The sequence below is a fragment of the Streptomyces sp. DH37 genome (assembly GCF_029813835.1).
Lineage (GTDB): Bacteria > Actinomycetota > Actinomycetes > Streptomycetales > Streptomycetaceae > Streptomyces.
The window spans coordinates 48,936-64,691 of the sequence record NZ_JARVKV010000030.1 but is presented as its reverse complement, the minus strand read 5'-3'; the positions used below and the strand labels follow the sequence as shown (position 1 = coordinate 64,691).

Sequence of the window (15,756 nt, the reverse complement as noted above, 5' to 3'; positions counted from 1 at the left end):
GCCTTCCGCCGAGCCCGCCACGCCGGCTCCCTAGCGGAGCCGGAATCGTGTCATGCCGTCAGCGCTGCAGTGTCAGCAGACCCGGACGGTAGGGCAGGAGGCCGTAGTCGCCGCCGGAGTTGGGGCTGCGTCCCTGGTAGAGCAACTGCAGATTGCAGGGATCGACGGTCATGGTCTGATCGGGGCTGGTGCGGATCAGTTCGCCGTGGCTGATGTCGTTGGTCCAAGTGGCGCCACTGTTGGCCTTGCCGGCGAAGGGATTGTTTTCGGTCGCGGCCTGGGGTGTCCAGGAGCCGTTCAGGCTGGTGGCCGTGAAGGAGCGGAAGTACCGGCCCTGTGAGCCGATCGCCTCGACGATCATGAGGTAGCGGTTCTGGCCCTGCAACTTGTAGACCTGCGGGGCTTCGAACAGGTTGTTCGTCGTGTCGCTCATGATCACTGTCGAGGTCGAGCCAAAGCTGCCCGGGAAGTTCCCGATCGGCATGCTGGCCCGGTAGATCTTGCCGTTGTCGCCGGCGAAGAACAGGTACATGTTCGTGCCGTCGCCGATGAGCGTCTGGTCGATGGGCCCCGTTCCGGAATCGGAGATGCTTCCGGAGAAGAGCACCTGCTCAGATGACCAGCCGTTCGGGTTGGTGGGGTCGCTCGACGTCCGGTAGGAGAAGGCGGTCCTGCCCCACTGGTAGGCGAGCACCCAGACGTTCTTCGGAGCGAAGTAGAAGAGCGTGGGTGCGACGGTGGAATTGGACATCGTGTTCTGGCTGGCCGAGGCCATCTCCGACCAGTTGGTGAACAGGCCGAAGTTCATCGAACCCCACCTCGTCCCCGTGTCGTGCGTGGTCGCGTAGACGAGTTGTCTGCCGTTGTAGGGGGCGACGGTGAAGTCCTTGAGCGAGACCCACCCCTGCTTGGGCTGCGCCAGTGCGCCCGTCGATGTCCAGCGGTAGGTCGACGGAAGATCACACGAGCCGGGGGTTTCGGTGCCGACCATGACGAGCCGCCACTGCTGGTTGGTGCCGCCCCAGTCGTCGTACTGGACGATGTTCGCGTTGTCGGCGGTGGAGGCACCTTGCACTTCGAGGGCCTTGTTGCTGTGGCGCGAGATGAGCCTCACGTAGCCGTCCGAACTGTCGGCCAGCCGCCACTGCTGGTTGGTGCCGTTCAGGTCGGCCCACTGGACGATCGAGCCGCCGTTCGCGGTGGACCAGTTGTAGACGTCCAGTACCTTGCCCGAGTGGCGGGACTTGATGCGGTAGTAGCCGTCCCCGGAATCGACGAACTGCCACTGCTGCTGGTTCTGGTTGTTCCTGGTCCACTGGGTGATGCGGGCGCCGTCGTCGGTCGCCATGTTGTAGACATCCAGCGCTTTGCCACTGTTGCGGTTGACCAGCACATACGAGGCGTTGGGGTCTACGGTCGCGGCTTCGGCGGGCTGGGCACCGAGGAAGACGGCCGCCAGCAGTAAGGAAACAAGGACGCCGAGTAAGCGCCTTGGGTGGACTGGAGACGGGTGGCGAAGCCGCATCAGAAGGCCTCCTTGGGGGCGGGGGGTGAGATGACGCCGATGAACCGTGGAACGGCCGTGCCGGGGGCAAGGGCAGGTTCGAAAGTTTCGAAGGTGTTCCGGTTCTGTGACGCCACAAGCTAGGAAGGTGAGGCCTTCCGGTCAAGACCTGTCGCCGAGCTGTCCGTAAACACTTCCTTCCCTCGGACGCGACAAGCCGCCACGCCGACTGGGCATCCGCAGGTTCACGATGCGGCTCGCCGGTCCAGGGATCCGCCCGGCTCGCGAGGGTTTGAAAGTTTCGCACGTGGGGCGAAAATTTTCACGCCGCGAGGGTTGACGAGGTGCTGTCAATTCCTCACCATCTTGTCTGGACGATCGACTATGGTTCGGTATTTCGAACAGCATGGCCCTGTGCGGACTGCGCTGTACGGCAGAGCCGCGCACAGCAGTACGACGGATCCGCACACCGAAGCACCTGCGCCACCCCGTTTTTCGTTCCGGTGAGGCTCACGCCGACGCATCCTGCACGCCTCGTGCAGGCGGGAAGGTGTGCGACGCCGCGTGACGCCCCCGGCTGAGCAGCGATGGAGTCCCCCCGTGCCTGTGTCGAAAGACCGCTGCCGCCCGGCGCACGTCACTCGGCGACCGACCGGGCGCCGTCCGTGCCGGTCGAGATCCTCCCGGCTCCCATGACCGCGGTGTCCGGTGGTTCCGTTATTCCTATCTTGGAGGCACAGCCATGGGCTCTCATGCCCTTCCCAGATCCGTTGTCCGGCGGAAGCTCCACGCTCTGCTGCTGACGCTGGTCGCCAGCGTCCTCGGTGTGGTCGCCGCACTGGTCGCGCCACCGTCCGCACAGGCCGCCGAGAGCACGCTCGGCGCCGCGGCGGCGCAGAGCGGCCGCTACTTCGGCGTCGCCATCGCCGCGAACAGGCTGAGCGACTCGACGTACGCGACGATCGCGGCCCGTGAGTTCAACTCGGTGACGGCCGAGAACGAGATGAAGATCGACGCCACCCAGCCGCAGCGGGGCCAGTTCAACTTCACCGCCGCCGACCGCGTCTACAACTGGGCGGTGCAGAACGGCAAGGAGGTGCGCGGCCACACCCTGGCCTGGCACTCCCAACAGCCCGGCTGGATGCAGAGCCTCAGTGGCAGCGCACTGCGCCAGGCGATGATCGACCACATCAACGGCGTGATGGGCCACTACAAGGGCAAGATCGCGCAGTGGGACGTCGTGAACGAGGCCTTCGCCGACGGAAGTTCGGGAGCCCGGCGCGACTCCAACCTGGAGCGCACCGGCAGCGACTGGATCGAGGTCGCCTTCCGCACCGCGCGTGCCGCCGACCCGTCCGCCAAACTCTGCTACAACGACTACAACGTCGAGAACTGGACCTGGGCCAAGACCCAGGCCATGTACCGCATGGTGCGGGACTTCAAGCAGCGCGGCGTGCCAATCGACTGTGTCGGCTTCCAGTCGCACTTCAACAGTGGCAGCCCCTACAACAGCAACTTCCGCACCACCCTGCAGAACTTCGCCGCCCTCGGCGTCGACGTGGCCATCACCGAACTCGACATCCAGGGAGCCTCGCCCTCGACCTACGCCGCCGTGGTCAACGACTGCCTGGCCGTCTCCCGTTGCCTCGGTGTCACCGTCTGGGGCGTGCGCGACAGCGACTCGTGGCGTTCGGAGCACACGCCGCTGTTGTTCTACAGCAACGGCAGCAAGAAGCCCGCGTACACCGCCGTCCTCGACGCACTCAACGGCGGCTCCACCACTCCGCCGCCCGGGGACGGCAACACGATCAAGGGCGTCGGCTCGGGCCGCTGCCTGGACGTGCCCAACGCCAGTACCGCCGACGGCACCCAGCTCCATCTGTGGGACTGCCACAACGGCACCAATCAGCAGTGGACACACACCGATGCCGGCGAGCTCAGGGTGTACGGCAACAAGTGCCTGGACGCCGCCGGCACCGGTAACGGTGCCAAGGTCCAGATCTACAGCTGCTGGGGTGGCGACAACCAGAAGTGGCGCCTCAACGCCGACGGATCCATCGTCGGCGTCCAGTCCGGCCTCTGCCTCGACGCCGTCGGGGCCGGCACCGCCAACGGCACCCTGATCCAGCTCTACTCCTGCTCGAACGGCAGCAACCAGCGCTGGACCCGCGCCTGACGAGGCCTGCCACCGACGAAAGGGTGAATCGGTGACGGCCTACGGTGCGGCTTCCCCCGCCCCTCCACGAGGTCGTCGCTGATGGTCACGGGTCGCCGCCGTGATGGCGGCGACCCTCGTGATCGGCTTGCTCGCCGGAGTGAATCCGGCACCCGCCGAGGCGGCGACGGTGGACGCCAATACCCGGTAAGCCCCGGTCAATCGCAGATCGCAGCAGCGGCAAGGCGCTGGACGTCTCTGGCGCCTCCACCGCCGACGACGCGGGTCAGCCAGCGGACGCGCAACGACGAAGCAACCAGCAGTGGCGGTTCGTGGACCCCGGCGACGGCTTCTACCGCCTCAAGACCCGGCAGTCGGGCAAGCTTCTCGACGTGGCCGGCGCCTCGACCACAGACGGTGCCGTGACCTCGTGTACTGATCGCGAGCGTTGTTAACGCCGACTGGTCTCGATCATGGCGAAGACCTCCGGTGTGGTGGAGGTGTCCAGGCTTCACCGCACACGGAGGTCTTCGTGTCCCACCGCAGAAGCCCGGCTGACCGTTCACGGCAGGCGGATCCTGGTCGAACGCGTCCTGTCCGGCCGTCCGGTCGCGCACGTTGCCGCGGAGATGGGCATATCCCGTCCCACCGCGCTGCGCGGTCTCGACCTCGCCGACATCGCCCCCGCGCCGGTCTTTCGGGTGGCCGACCACGTCACGACCGTACCCCGGGAAGCCGCAGATGCAGCCCCACGGGCTCACTCTCATCGATGCGGCCCAGGACCTTCCTGTCAATTGATCTTGTGGTGGGTCGTGGTGAGCTGACGGATGCTGCCTGGGAGCGGATAGCGCCGCTGCTGCCGGGAGCGGACGGCCGGGGCGGCCGTGGCGGGATCACCGGCAGGTGATCAACGGAGTCCTGTGGCGGACAAGGCCTGCTCCTCCCGCGCGATTCGGAGCCGGTGCCGGCGGCGTGGCATCGTTGCCACCATCCCTGAGCGGGCCGACCAGGTGGCCGGCCCGCCTGGTCGGACGAGGCGACGGTCTGCCCGGCCTCATTCCTGATCTGGGCAAGATCACCTTGAAGACGGGCCCTCCTGCTCGCCTTCGGCCTCTGGTCTCGGCACCTGGTAAGCGCACGCGAGGGCGACGTCCAGGAGGTGGCGCAGTTGGGCCGGTGTCCGAGCCACAGCGGTGGCGATGAGGGCCTGGGGGTCGGCCAGGGGAGTCAGTACCGCCTGTCCCTCGGCTGGGTCGTCGCCGATGACATGTGGCTCCTGGGGCGCGTCCAGCTCCGGGTCGACCAGGAGAAGCTGCCCGGTGGCGCGGTGGGCTCCCAGGACAGCGGGGCCGTCCCATGCCGGTGCAGGGTCGCCGTAGGCGGTGTGCTGATCGAGGAGCGCTCGTCCGCCGCGGCGTACGCCCAGGCGGGTGGTGAGGTGGCCCGGTGATTCGCCTGAGCGGCCCAGGAGCTGCTCTTCTCGCATGAGCAGGCGGGAGGTGGCAGCGAGGTCGACGGTGAACGTCTGGTGCAGGGTGCTGCCCCGGGTACTGATCAGGGGCTCGGGCAGCCAGTGCAGGGTCGCTCGATCGCCCACCCTGACCCTCACGTCGTACGTGGCCGGGACGGTGGTGGGGCCGCGTAGGGCGATGGTAGCGGCTGCGCTGGTCACCTCCAGCCGGGCGCGTGTCCCGGCGGTGATGTCGAGGGCGAGTCGGTCTCCGCCGAGCGGCGCGCTCATCGCGCCCAGTACACAGACTCGCGCCTGCTCTCCGCGGGCACGTAGCCGGCGCAGGTGGAAAGGGCCGTCGCTGTGCAGGAGCGGAACCGTCGTGGTGCGGCCGTTGTGGGCGGCCCGGATCCGGGCGGTCGCGGCGACGCCGTACGGGTGCGCCGGGGCGAATTCGGTGGAGCGCCGGCCGTGGGGCCCACTGTCGGCTCGCAGCAGTTCGTCGGGCGGCACCGGAATCACGGCCGAGGTCTTCGCGGTGGTGACGTTCACCGGGCGGATCCGGTGGCGTGCCAGGCGGCGAGGCAGCCGGTGACCCAGTCGGCGACCGGTTGGACGCCGTCGGGAGCGGTGAGGCTGGTGAAGGCGTACGGCAGGTTCCTCCGCTGCCTGCGGGTGTCGGCCCTCATGGTGTCCAGGTCGGCTCCCACGTACGGCGCCAGGTCGGTCTTGTTGACCACGAGGAGGTCGGCGGTGGTGATGCCGGGGCCGCCCTTGCGGGGGATGTCGTCGCCGCTGGCCACGTCAATGACGAAGACCTGGGTGTCGACGAGTCCGCGTGAGAAGGTCGCGGTGAGGTTGTCGCCCCCGGACTCGATGAGGACCAGGTCCAGCGGGCCCAGGTCCTGTTCGAGCTGCTCGACCGCTTCGAGGTTGGCGGAGATGTCGTCGCGGATCGCGGTGTGTGGGCAGGCCCCGGTCTCCACGGCGGTGATTCGCTCCGGTGGCAGGACGGCCTGGCGGCGCAGGAAGGCGGCGTCCTCCTGGGTGTAGATGTCGTTGGTGACCACGGCGATGGACAACCGGTCACGCAGGGTGCGGCACAAGGCGGCCACAGTCGCGGTCTTGCCCGAGCCGACGGGCCCGCCGAAGCCGATGCGCAGGGCGCGGCGGCTGCCGTCGCGGAGCAGCGGTTCGGCACTGTGGGTGTGGCGGTGCGGCATGGTCACGGGGTGGTCGAGATGCACGAGGATGCTCCAGGCGTCGGTCAGGACTGGTCAGGAAGCGAAGAGCCGGACGGACCAGGCGGCGTGCTGCTCACCGGTGATGTCCAGCAGGGGAGCGGAGGCGGCAGGCAGGGCGGCGACCCCCTCTGTCGCCGTCCGCGCCGCGGCGTCGGCCGCGGCGTCGGCGACGGTGTCGAGTTCGTCGGCGAGCCGCGCCAGGACGGCGGTGGCGTCGAACGGGTCGAGGCTCAGCAGACGCACTGCGGCGGTCGCCGGTCCGCCCACGTTCTCGTAGGCGGCGGCTTGGGCGGCGTCGAGCGGGGTGAGTCCGGCGGCGCGGGCGGTGACGCCGAGCACGACCGGCTGGTGGGCGCCCCGGGGCCGGTGGCGGGCGAGGTGGTCGAGGTCGGTGCTGGGCCAGGTGGCCCGGGCCGCGCGCATCAGTTGCCGGCCAAGACGGCGGGCGATGCAGCGCAGCGCCGGTACGGGGGTGCGGGTGTCGGCGGCCTCGTCCAAGGCGAGGGCGTCGTACCCTCCGGCGGCCGCTGCGGCGAGGCCGGCCGCGACCAGTCCTGCGGTGTGCAGCCGCCCGCGGCAGAACGCCTCCAGGCTCGCGGTGTCGTGGACCCGGCCGGAGGCGACGGCGGCCTCCATCCCGCCGGAGTGGGCGTGCCCGCCTGCGGGGAAACGGCCGTCGGCCAGGACGAGCAGGGCAGTGCGGCTCATGGGGTGCCGGGAACGCCTTTCTCGAGGAGGTGCCGGGGACGGCCGCGCTGGGGCGACCGGACCCGGCCGGGATGGTCAGAACAGGAAGTAGCGCTGCGCCAGGGGCAGCTCGGTGGCGTAGTTGCGTCCGACTTCCTGCCCGCCGACCGTGGTGCGGACGTCGGAGGTGGTGGCGCCGCCGATGGTGACGTCGAAGGTGTCGGGGTCGATGACGATGTCCGGCACTCCGTCGTTGTGGACCATGTCGGCCTTGGTGACCCCCCGGGTGGAGCGGATCGCACGCAGGGGCTTGAGCAGCCCGATCCGGGAGAGCTCGCCCTCCAGGGCGGCCTCGGCGACGAAGTTGAAGGAGTTCGATGCCGGGGCGCGGCCCTTGAAGCCCCAGACAGGGCGCGGCAGGTAGGGCTGCGGTGTGGGGATGGAGGCGTTGGCGTCGCCGATCTGGGCGTAGGAGATCTGGCCGCCCTTGATGACCATGTGCGGCTTGACGCCGAAGAACTTCGGCTCCCACAGGACCAGGTCGGCGAGTTTCCCGGTTTCGACGGACCCGACCTCGTGGTCGATGCCATGGGTGATGGCCGGGTTGATGGTGTACTTGGCGATGTAGCGCCGGGCGCGGAAGTTGTCCGCGTCGGCGTCGTCCTCGCGCAGGTGGCCGTAGCGTGACTTCATGACGTGCGCGGTCTGCCAGGTCCGCATGATCATTTCACCGATGCGGCCCATGGCCTGGGCGTCGGAGGACATCATCGAGATGGCCCCCATGTCGTGCAGCAGGTCCTCGGCGGCCATGGTGGACGGCCGGATCCGGGAGTCGGCGAACTTCATGTCCGCCTCGACCTCCGGGTTGAGGTGATGGCACACGATCATCATGTCGACGTGCTCCTTCACCGTGTTGACCGTGAAGGGCCGGGTGGGGTTGGTCGACGCGGGCAGCACGTTCGGCTTGCTCGCCAGGCTGATCATGTCGGGAGCGTGACCGCCGCCGGCGCCCTCGATATGGAAGATATGCAGACTGCGGTAGTCGGCGGTGTCCTTGCTCCGGCGGTTCTTCTTGGTCGCGGCGAAGGTGTGGTGCACGAAGCCGGACTCGTTCAGGGAGTCGGCGTGCAGGGCGACCTGGACCCCGGTCTCCTCGCACACGTTCAGGGCCGCGTCGATCACGGCCGGGGTCGCACCCCAGTCCTCGTGGATCTTGAAGCCGAGGGCGCCGGCCGCGACCTGGTCGTGCAGCGCCTTCTCGGAGACGGTGCTGCCCTTGGCGAGCAGGCCGATGTTGACCGGGAAGGCGTCGAGCGCCTCGAACATCCGCTGGATGTGCCACTTGCCGGGCGTCACAGTAGTGGCCGTACTGCCCTCGGCGGGCCCGGTGCCGCCGCCGATCAGCGTCGTCACCCCCGACGCAACCGCCTCGTGGATCTGCTCCGGACACAGGAAGTGCACATGGGTGTCCACACCGCCCGCGGTCAGAATGCGGCCCTGGCCGGAGATCACCTCCGTCTCAGGCCCCACGACGAAGGCCGACGCACGCGGGTCGCGGTTGGCCGGCGGCGTCATGGTCTCCGGGTTGTACGCCTTGCCGATGGCCCGGATGCGGCCGTCGCGCAGTCCGACGTCGGCCTTGACCACGCCCCAGTGGTCCAGGATCAGAGCCCCGGTGATCACGGTGTCCACCGGCTCGCGGGGGTCGTCGCGAGGGATGTGCGACTGGCCCATGGACTCGCGGATCACCTTGCCGCCGCCGAAGACCATCTCATCGCCGCTGAGCCCCGGGCCGCCGCACCAGTCGGCGTCGATACGCAGGACGAGGTTGGTGTCGGCGAGCCGGACCCGGTCGCCGGAGGTCGGTCCGTACAGGTCGGCGTAGCGGGAACGCAGTAGCGGGTCCCAGGGCCTGTCCTTCTCAGTCCTGTCCGGCATCGAGGTGCTTCTCCTCTTCGCTCTTGTCGGCCTGGAGCCCGTGGACGATCCGCTCGCCGGCAATCGGCACCAGCATCACGGTGCGCGCGTCGCCGGGCTCGAACCGCTCGGAGGTGCCGGACGGAATGTGCAGCCGCATCCCATGGGCCGCCTCACGGGGGAAGTCCAATCCCTCGTTGGCCTCGGCGAAATGGAAGTGGGATCCCACCTGGATCGGGCGGTCCTTGGGGTTGCGAACGATCAGCGACACCGGCGTCGCGCCCGTGTTGAACGCCACCCGGTGCTCGTCCTCGTCCGGCAGCAGCTCCCGCTTGCCGGGATGGACGTCCACCTTGCTGGACGCCTCGTCGAACGGACTGCTGATGGTCACCAGCTTCGTCCCGTCCGGGAACGTCGCCTCGACCTGGACGTTGTCGATCATCTCCGGCACACCGTCCATGACCTCGCTGCGCTGCAACACATGGCGCCCGGACTCCATCACCGAATCGACCGTCGCCCCAGCCCGCGCCTCCTCATAGACATGCGCCGTCAACAGCGCCATGACCTCGGGATAGTTCAACAGCAGACCGCGCTCACGCCGCCGCTGGGCAACATCGGCCGCCACGTGAATCAACAGACGCTCCTGCTCATGCGGAGTCAGATGCACGCCGATCCCCCTCTCCTGTTCGTCGCTTCACCCGCGCGGCAAGCACCAGGCAGCGGAAAGGAGATGCCGCCCGTCGTACCTGCCGCAGACCGATCCTGAGGGAGGAAAGAACTTATGGGCAGCAAAACAGGCTGGTCGGCCCGAATGGAGTGAACCGGGATCACAGGGCGCATGCGGGGCGCAAAACCCGTGTGGGGGCGGAGAGGCATCGGCGGCTTCCGCCGGTACGCCCCACGATCTTCCGCTCGGCGAGAGCGGACGGGAGATGCCCGGCCCACCTCCTCCTTTGCCGGCCCGCGGCCCGCCGGGCCCGCCCGGCTGCGGCCTGCCCTTGGGGAGAGCTGGCGGCCGGGGCGGGGGAGGGGTTGGACGGCGCGGTGATTCCTCTGCTTCCGCCCTGCACCCCGGCCCATCGGGCCGTCGAATGCGAGGACGCCGAAACCCTGGCCCGGCTGCTGGCCGACGGCGCCGACCCCGACGAGGTGTGCTGCGACCTGACGCTGCTGGGCCATGCCGTCGACATCGAGGGCGACAGCGCCCTGCAGAGCGGCCGGCCGCTGACCGTCCACACCACCGCCGTCCTCCTCGCCTTCGGCGCCGACCCCAGCTGCCGGACCCGGGTGGTCGCACCCCGATGGAGCTGGCCGCGTCCTACGACCACCGGCCGGCGATGCGCCTGCTGCAAGCCCACATCGACCGGCGCACCGGCGGCCGCGGCTGACTCCGGCCACGATGTCGTCCGCGTCGCCGACGCACTGCGCCGCAGCCCGCACATCCGGTCCGTCGCCCCGGCCGAACCCGGCGACGACACGGTCCGGTTCATCGACGCAACCGGTGTCGGCTACGCCCTGTCCCCGGCCGCCGTGGAACCGCTCCCCGATGGTGCTCAAGACGAGGCCTACGCCTGGGACGCTGTCGCCGCCGCGATCGGCTGCCACCCGGTCTTCGTCAGCGCGGTGAGCCGAAGCACGTAGTGGTCACATAGGCAGTCCTGTTGTCACTTGCGACGTGCGGCGTCGGACGTTTGTCGCAAGTTCGAGCTATTCGCCAGTAGAGCGAATTGTGTTGTCTGTGGTTGATTTGTCGCGGCGTGTACGGCGCACTGTGCGCAAGCATGAGCACCCGCGGGCACTCTGTGCGCCCTCCCGGTTTCCCAGGGTGACGGAAATGATGAGTGCACTGCACATGAGCCGGGTGATCCGCGGTCCCCCCTGTCCCTCGGCCGGGCGGACCGGCGGCGAAGGAGGTCAGGGTGTTGCTTCTCATCTCCCCGGACGGTGTCGAGGAGGCTCTCGATTGCGCGAAGGCGGCGGAGCATCTCGACATCGTCGACGTCAAAAAGCCCGACGAGGGTTCTCTCGGCGCGAACTTCCCCTGGGTCATCAGGGATATCCGCGACGCGGTTCCGGCGGACAAGCCGGTGTCCGCGACCGTGGGGGATGTCCCGTACAAGCCCGGCACGGTGGCCCAGGCCGCACTCGGCGCGGTCGTCTCGGGGGCCACGTACATCAAGGTCGGCCTCTACGGCTGCACGACGCCCGACCAGGGCATCGAGGTCATGCGCGCGGTCGTCCGAGCGGTGAAGGACTACCGCCCCGAAGCGCTCGTCGTCGCCTCCGGTTACGCCGACGCCCACCGCATCGGCTGCGTCAACCCGCTCGCCCTGCCCGACATCGCCGCCCGCTCCGGCGCCGACGCGACCATGCTGGACACGGCCGTCAAGGACGGGACGCGGCTGTTCGACCACGTTCCGCCGGACGTCTGTGCCGAGTTCGTCCGGCTGGCCCACGCTTCCGGTCTGCTCGCCGCCCTCGCGGGCAGTGTCAAACAGACCGACCTCGGTCCGCTGACCCGCATCGGCACGGACATCGTGGGCGTGCGCGGAGCGGTCTGCGAGGGTGGCGACCGCAATGCCGGAAGGATTCAGCCGCATCTCGTGGCCGCCTTCCGGGCAGAGATGGACCGGCAGGCCCGGGAGCACGCGGCCGGCGTCCCCGCCGTCAACTGACCGGCATGCCGACATCTGAGCCCGGTCGCGCTCCCGGACGCCGGGCCGCGCGTCTCGCCGTCGTCGACCCGGCCACCGGGGAGACCTTCGACGAGACCCCCGACCAGCAGCCGGACGGGTTGGACGCCGTGGTCGACCGGGCCCACCGGGCTTGGCACGGCTGGCGCGCCGACCCCGCCGCCCGCACCACCGCGTTACGCGCGGCGGCCGACGCTGTGGAGACGGCCGACGACGACCTCGCCCGGTTGCTCACCCGGGAACAGGGCAAGCCCCTGGCCGAGTCGTACGCGGAGATCGCCCGTACGGCGGCCCGCCTGCGCTACTTCGCCGACTTGACCCCCAGAACCCGGCGGATCACCGACGGCCGGCCCGTGCACAGCGAGATCCGCTGGCGTTCCCTCGGGCCCGTCGGCGCGATCGTGCCGTGGAACTTCCCCCTCCAGCTCGCGGCGGCGAAGTTCGCGCCCGCCCTCGCGGCGGGCAACACCGTGATCCTCAAGCCGTCCCCGTTCACCCCCCTCGCCACCCGGCTGCTCGGCTCCGTCCTCGCCCCCGCCTTGCCCGAGGACGTCCTGACCGTGGTCACCGGCCGCGAACCCCTCGGCGCCCGCCTCGCCTCCCACCCGGGCATCCGCCACGTCACCTTCACCGGCTCGGTGCCCACCGGACGGGCCGTCGCCGAAGCGGCGGCGGCCTCCCTCGCCCGGGTCACCCTGGAACTGGGCGGCAACGACGCCGCCGTCCTGCTGGACGACGTCGACGTCGACCGGATCGCGGACCGGCTGTTCTGGGCCGCGTTCCGCAACTGCGGGCAGGTCTGCATGGCGGTCAAACGCGTCTACGCCCCGGCCCGGCTCCACGCCGAAGTCGTCGAAGCCCTCGCCCAGCGCGCGAAGACCGTCGCCGTCGGCCCCGGCCTGAACCCTGGAACCAGGCTGGGCCCGGTCAACAACGCCCCCCAGTTGACCAGGGTCGAGCAGGTTACGAAGCAGGCCCTGGCGGATGGAGCCCGGGCGGCGGCCGGCGGCCACCGGCTGGACGGCCCGGGCTACTTCTTCGCTCCCACGATCCTCACCGATGTCCCGCCCGGCAGCCCGGTGGTGACCGAGGAGCAGTTCGGCCCCGTCCTGCCGGTGCTGCCGTACCGGAGCATCGACGAAGCCGTCGACGCGGCCAACGGCACCGGCTTCGGACTGGGCGGCTCCGTATGGGGCACCGATCTCGACCGGGCCGAGGCCGTGGCCGACCGGCTCGAATGCGGCACGGCCTGGATCAACCACCACGCCGAACTGTCCCTCGCCCAACCCTTCGCAGGCGTCAAAAGCAGCGGTGTCGGCGTCGCCGGCGGACCGTGGGGGCTCTACGGCAACCTCCGGCCGTTCGTCGTCCACCGTCCGCAGGAGGCATGAGATGAGGTTCCAGGCGGCCGTACTGCGCTCGTACGAGGACCCGTTCACGGTCGAGGAGGTGACCCTGCGCACGGAACCCGCCGCCGGTGAAATTCTGGTCGAGATCGCGGGCTGCGGGATGTGCCGGACCGATCTCGCGGTCCGGCGATCGGCCGGCCGCAGCCCGCTGCCGGCGGTGCTCGGCCACGAGGGGGCCGGCGTCGTGATGCGGACGGGCGGCGGCACGGACACCGCGATCGCCGTCGGCGACCACGTCGTGCTGAGCTTCGACTCCTGTGGGCACTGCCGAACCTGCCGCGGCGCGGCCCCCGCCTACTGCGACTCCTTCGCCTCCCTCAACCTCTTCGGAGGACGCAAGGAGAACGCGCCGCGGCTCACCGACGCAACCGGGGGAGCGCTGGCCCCCCGCTGGTTCGGCCAGTCCTCGTTCGCCGAGTACGCGCTCGTCCCGGCCCGCAACGCAGTCCGGGTCGACCCCGCACTGCCCGTCGAACTGCTCGGGCCGCTCGGCTGCGGCTTCCTCACCGGCGCCGGAGCCGTGCTGAACACCTTCGGCGCCGGCCCGGGCGACACCCTCGCGGTCTACGGCGCGGGAGCGGTGGGCCTGGCCGCCGTGATGGCCGCCACCGCCGCCGGCGCGGTGACCGTGGCCGTCGACCGGCATCCCGGGCGGCTGGCCCTGGCCGAACAACTCGGCGCGATCCCGCTGACCGCAGCAACGGCCGGACTGCCCGAGCAGATCCGGCGCCTGACCGACGGCGGCGTGCAGTACGCGCTGGACACCACGGCCTCCTCCCCGCTCATCAACGACGCGCTCCGGGCATTGCGCCCCACCGGCAGCCTTGGCCTGGTGGCACGGCTCCACACCGCGCTGCCGCTCGAACCGGGCACGCTGGACCGGGGCCGCAGCATCCGCCACATCTGCGAAGGGGACGCCGTACCCGGGCTGCTGATACCCCGATTGACCGGGCTATGGCGAGCCGGACGCTTCCCCTTCGACCAGCTGATCCGCACCTACCCACTGGCCGACATCAACGAGGCCGAACGCGACTGCGACGCGGGCCGCGTGGTCAAACCCGTCCTGCTCCCACAGCGAAGAAGCCGATGAGCCGGGCATACAGCACCACAGACTCACCGCATCCGACAAGCAGACACCTCGCGCTCCCCACCCCTGCCAACGGAGGAAACATGACCGGCACGGCGCCGCAACACACGGACGTGGAAGGCGTGAACGCAGGCGTGGGTCTGACCGCCCTCCTGGTCGCTGCGGCACGGGCGATCGAGACCCACCGCCACGACAGCCTGGCCCAGGACATCTACGCGGAACACTTCGTGCGCGCCGCCCCGGCGTGCGCAAACTGGCCGGTGCGCATCGAACAGGTCCCGGACGGGGACGGCAACCCACTGTGGGGGCGGTTCGCCCGCTACTTCGGCCTGAGGACCAGGGTCCTCGACGACTTCCTCCTCCGGTCGGTCCGTACGAGCGCCCGCCAAGTCGTTCTCCTGGGCGCCGGCCTGGACACCCGCGCCTTCCGGCTGGACTGGCCCTCCGACTGCGTCATCTTCGAGATAGACCGAGCGGCCGTGCTGACGTTCAAGCACCAGGTACTCACGGACCTACCAGCCACCCCGAAGGCAACGCGCGTCCCCGTGACCGTCGACCTGCGCGCCGACTGGGCCACCGCGCTGACCACCGCCGGCTTCGACCCAGCCGCACCGAGCGTCTGGCTGGCCGAGGGACTCCTCTTCTACCTGCCGGGCCCTGCCGAGACGTACCTCATCGACACGGTGGACAGTCTGACCACCGAAGGCAGCACACTGGCCTTCGAGGCCAAGCTGGAAAAGGACCTACAGGCGTACCGCGACAGCCCGATCTACACGGCGACGCGAGAACAGATCGGCATCGACCTGCTCCACCTCTTCGACAAGGGACCACGACCCGACTCCGCGGGCGACCTGACGGCCAAGGGCTGGTCCACCTCCATGTACACGCCCTTCGACTTCACCCGCCGGCACCGACGTGGCCCCCTGCCCGAGCTCAACGATGCGCTGGAGGGAAACCGGTGGGTGTTCGCGCACAAGCCATCGCCCTGACTCCCGCAACGCTCACGACGACGTCCTCACGGAGGCTCAGGGCAGGGCCCGACCACAGGCCCCGCCCGGCGGGACGCGTATCACCGGGCGGCAGTTCGGTCACGTCGAAGCGGTGCCGCCCACGGCCGGGAAAGCCGCTGACGGACCGTGTCAGACGGCCCGGGCAGCTACCAACCGGTCGCCCGGGATCCCGGCCATGTCCGGCGCGTAGCAGTCCTTGATGCCGGCGGCCCACATAGCCACGGTGATGCGGTCCTCGGCGTCCGGACCGAAGGCATCGAAGAGAGCGTGGATGTTCGCCTCCTCGAAGCCGATCGCCGTCATCAGCGATACGAAGAGGGGGCGCTCGATCAGGCCGTCCCCGTCGGGGTCGCCGAGTGCGGAGAGAGCCTCGGCGAACTCGGCGATCGTGGGACCGAACCGCTCGGCGTCGAGCACGAACGGACGGAACTCGTCCACGGTGATCACACCGTCGCCGTTGGCGTCCGGTTCGGTGGCCAACGTCGTCCAGTACCGGCGGAACGCGGCCCGGATGGCGGCCTTGGCACCGTCGTCCGAAGCGGATCCGGCCCCTGTCGCGGAGCGGGATCCTGGCCGGGCGCCGGTACCACGAGAGCCGCA

General features: G+C 69.7%; 13 protein-coding genes and 4 pseudogenes. 10 read left to right on the top strand and 7 right to left on the bottom strand.

What is annotated here, in order from left to right:
* Positions 1 to 58 precede the first annotated feature (58 nt).
* Positions 59 to 1,525 carry a non-reducing end alpha-L-arabinofuranosidase family hydrolase gene (locus QC029_RS17000; protein WP_279556513.1) on the bottom strand — a complete coding sequence of 489 codons (1,467 nt, stop codon included), beginning with the start codon at positions 1,523 to 1,525 and terminating at the stop codon, positions 59 to 61.
* Positions 1,526 to 2,246: 721 nt separating this feature from the next.
* Between QC029_RS17000 and QC029_RS16995 the strand changes: the two genes are divergently transcribed.
* The 5 genes and pseudogenes from QC029_RS16995 to QC029_RS16975 all read left to right on the top strand — a co-directional run.
* Positions 2,247 to 3,680, top strand: coding sequence for an endo-1,4-beta-xylanase (locus tag QC029_RS16995; protein ID WP_279556512.1), 1,434 nt, complete (start codon positions 2,247 to 2,249; stop codon positions 3,678 to 3,680).
* Positions 3,681 to 3,823: 143 nt separating this feature from the next.
* The gene (locus tag QC029_RS16990; RefSeq protein ID WP_336621595.1) at positions 3,824 to 4,114 is read left to right on the top strand and encodes an RICIN domain-containing protein; all 291 of its coding nucleotides are present in this window, start codon (positions 3,824 to 3,826) and stop codon (positions 4,112 to 4,114) included.
* A 45-nt stretch (positions 4,115 to 4,159) separates the two neighbouring features.
* Positions 4,160 to 4,312 (top strand): annotated as a pseudogene (locus QC029_RS16985) (leucine zipper domain-containing protein); the annotation flags it as partial.
* A gap of 152 nt (positions 4,313 to 4,464) precedes the next feature.
* Positions 4,465 to 4,592: pseudogene (locus QC029_RS16980) on the top strand (transposase); the annotation flags it as partial.
* A pseudogene (locus QC029_RS16975) lies at positions 4,583 to 4,675 on the top strand (IS5/IS1182 family transposase); the annotation flags it as partial. The pseudogenes QC029_RS16980 and QC029_RS16975, both read left to right, overlap by 10 nt.
* 59 nt (positions 4,676 to 4,734) lie before the next feature.
* Here the strand turns inward: QC029_RS16975 and QC029_RS16970 are convergent.
* The 5 genes from QC029_RS16970 to QC029_RS16950 all read right to left on the bottom strand — a co-directional run bounded on the left by QC029_RS16970 (position 4,735) and on the right by QC029_RS16950 (position 9,624).
* Positions 4,735 to 5,454 carry an urease accessory protein UreD gene (locus QC029_RS16970; RefSeq protein WP_336621594.1) on the bottom strand — a complete coding sequence of 240 codons (720 nt, stop codon included), beginning with the start codon at positions 5,452 to 5,454 and terminating at the stop codon, positions 4,735 to 4,737.
* A gap of 203 nt (positions 5,455 to 5,657) precedes the next feature.
* Positions 5,658 to 6,356: an urease accessory protein UreG gene (ureG, locus tag QC029_RS16965; protein ID WP_279556511.1), complete on the bottom strand. Its 699-nt coding sequence runs from the start codon at positions 6,354 to 6,356 to the stop codon at positions 5,658 to 5,660.
* 30 nt (positions 6,357 to 6,386) lie between these two features.
* On the bottom strand, positions 6,387 to 7,061 hold the full coding sequence (locus tag QC029_RS16960; protein WP_279556510.1) for an urease accessory UreF family protein: 675 nt from the start codon (positions 7,059 to 7,061) through the stop codon (positions 6,387 to 6,389).
* 75 nt (positions 7,062 to 7,136) lie between these two features.
* On the bottom strand, positions 7,137 to 8,978 hold the full coding sequence (locus tag QC029_RS16955) for an urease subunit alpha (protein WP_279556509.1): 1,842 nt from the start codon (positions 8,976 to 8,978) through the stop codon (positions 7,137 to 7,139).
* Complete coding sequence (locus QC029_RS16950; RefSeq protein ID WP_279556508.1) at positions 8,962 to 9,624, bottom strand: urease subunit gamma; 663 nt, start codon at positions 9,622 to 9,624, stop codon at positions 8,962 to 8,964. The genes QC029_RS16955 and QC029_RS16950 overlap by 17 nt, the downstream gene beginning before the upstream one ends.
* A gap of 377 nt (positions 9,625 to 10,001) precedes the next feature.
* Here QC029_RS16950 and QC029_RS31125 point away from each other — a divergent pair, with 377 nt between their 5' ends.
* The 5 genes from QC029_RS31125 (at position 10,002) to QC029_RS16925 (ending at position 15,135) form a co-directional block, all read left to right on the top strand.
* A complete protein-coding gene (locus QC029_RS31125; RefSeq protein ID WP_336621593.1) occupies positions 10,002 to 10,598 on the top strand; it encodes a hypothetical protein in 597 nt (198 codons plus the stop codon).
* Positions 10,599 to 10,876: 278 nt separating this feature from the next.
* The gene (locus QC029_RS16940; RefSeq protein WP_279556507.1) at positions 10,877 to 11,632 is read left to right on the top strand and encodes a (5-formylfuran-3-yl)methyl phosphate synthase; all 756 of its coding nucleotides are present in this window, start codon (positions 10,877 to 10,879) and stop codon (positions 11,630 to 11,632) included.
* Positions 11,633 to 11,637: 5 nt separating this feature from the next.
* Positions 11,638 to 13,041: an aldehyde dehydrogenase family protein gene (locus tag QC029_RS16935; protein ID WP_279556506.1), complete on the top strand. Its 1,404-nt coding sequence runs from the start codon at positions 11,638 to 11,640 to the stop codon at positions 13,039 to 13,041.
* Between the two features lies 1 nt (position 13,042).
* Positions 13,043 to 14,149: an NAD(P)-dependent alcohol dehydrogenase gene (locus QC029_RS16930; RefSeq protein WP_279556505.1), complete on the top strand. Its 1,107-nt coding sequence runs from the start codon at positions 13,043 to 13,045 to the stop codon at positions 14,147 to 14,149.
* A gap of 80 nt (positions 14,150 to 14,229) precedes the next feature.
* A complete protein-coding gene (locus tag QC029_RS16925; protein ID WP_279556504.1) occupies positions 14,230 to 15,135 on the top strand; it encodes a class I SAM-dependent methyltransferase in 906 nt (301 codons plus the stop codon).
* Between the two features lie 150 nt (positions 15,136 to 15,285).
* On the opposite strand, the pseudogene QC029_RS16920 reads toward QC029_RS16925, so the two are convergent.
* Positions 15,286 to 15,696, bottom strand: a pseudogene (locus QC029_RS16920) (EF-hand domain-containing protein); the annotation flags it as partial.
* Positions 15,697 to 15,756: the final 60 nt, after the last annotated feature.